Annotated in this window: 2 protein-coding genes; both read right to left on the bottom strand. The window is 35.1% G+C overall.

The annotated features are described in order from the left end of the window. Positions 1–444, bottom strand: a 444-nt coding sequence (locus ADH54_RS03115) for a ParA family protein (RefSeq protein ID WP_049524006.1), incomplete at its 3' end; no start/stop codon positions are given. An 89-nt stretch (positions 445–533) separates the two neighbouring features. Beyond that, positions 534–1194, bottom strand: a 661-nt coding sequence (locus tag ADH54_RS03110; protein WP_049524005.1) for a helical hairpin domain-containing protein, incomplete at its 5' end; no start/stop codon positions are given.

Here is a 1194-nt window from a genome sequence, read left to right as displayed (position 1 = left end):
AGGAGTCAATGGACTAATAATAGCGTGACTGACTGCAACAGCATTTTTAGTAGCTGTCGCAAAATCTGGCCTACAATCAATCAAGATATAGTCAAACTGATCCAACTTCTTTTTTTCGTAGTTGTCCTCTAGCCAAAGATAAAGTAGCATATTTTTCTTATCGCTGTTCTCTAGATCTCGTTCCACCGAGTCAAGTTGAACCGAACCTGGGATTAGACTGATATTTTCCTTAACTTGCTTAATATCCACGTCGCCTCCTTTGAAGGCATTCGCAATCGTATTCTGACTTTCGTAAATATTGTAGCACTGAGTCAAATTACATTGATGGTCTAAATCTATAAAGAGAACGTTATGCCCTTTCCTAGCCAACCATTCTCCATAATTAAATGTCAAAGTTGTTTTTCCAACACCGCCTTTGATAGCGGCAAATGTGATAATCTTCATTCTATTTCTCCATCCCTTTTTCTATATTTCTATTATACCATTATAATTATATTTGTCAATATGTTTATAATTATATTTATAAATGTTTTTTACAATGATGTTTCTCTTTCCTTACGCTGCTCCACATTTTTCTCAATATCTTGATGTAACTTATAATCTTTTGTAATTGCTTCTACTCTCTGATACAAAGCCTGACGCTCAAAGGTCGCTTCTTTAATAAGTTTATCAATCTCAGTTTTTCGAGTACTAGGATCTACTCTCAAGTCTTTCATAATAGCAATAGCTAGTTTCACTTCCTGAGGATCGCTTGATTTCAATGCAAGAAATGCAGACTGAATTTTATTAAGCTCACCCAAGCGTTGATCTAGTTTAGCAAGTAAGCTATCTACTTCTTCCAGTTCCTCTTCAAAACGATTTAACAATTCATCAAATTGCTGTCCTTCTGTCACTCCATGAGCAGATAGATAATTATATTCACGAACAAGCTGATCCAAACTGGAGATTTTAGGATTTTTTCGGACAATCATTTCTCCATTATCATACGACAACTGGGAAGCGACTGTTTCTCCCTTCATGTACCGATTCTTATCAGCGTGTTCAGGATTAACAAAATAGTAGAAGTCATTCTTTCTGATAAAAATTTCATAAGAGCCATCTTCTGCTTTTTCAATCTGATGAGCTGGAATAAGAATAGTTCCCTTATTTCTAATCCCAAATTCCATTTCAAGATAGATTCCATTTTTCGTTTCT

It is taken from the genome of Streptococcus pseudopneumoniae (assembly GCF_001072315.1).
GTDB classification, from domain to species: Bacteria; Bacillota; Bacilli; order Lactobacillales; family Streptococcaceae; genus Streptococcus; species Streptococcus pseudopneumoniae_R.
Note: the sequence above shows the minus strand (reverse complement) of the source record. Positions and strands in the feature narration are given on the sequence as shown.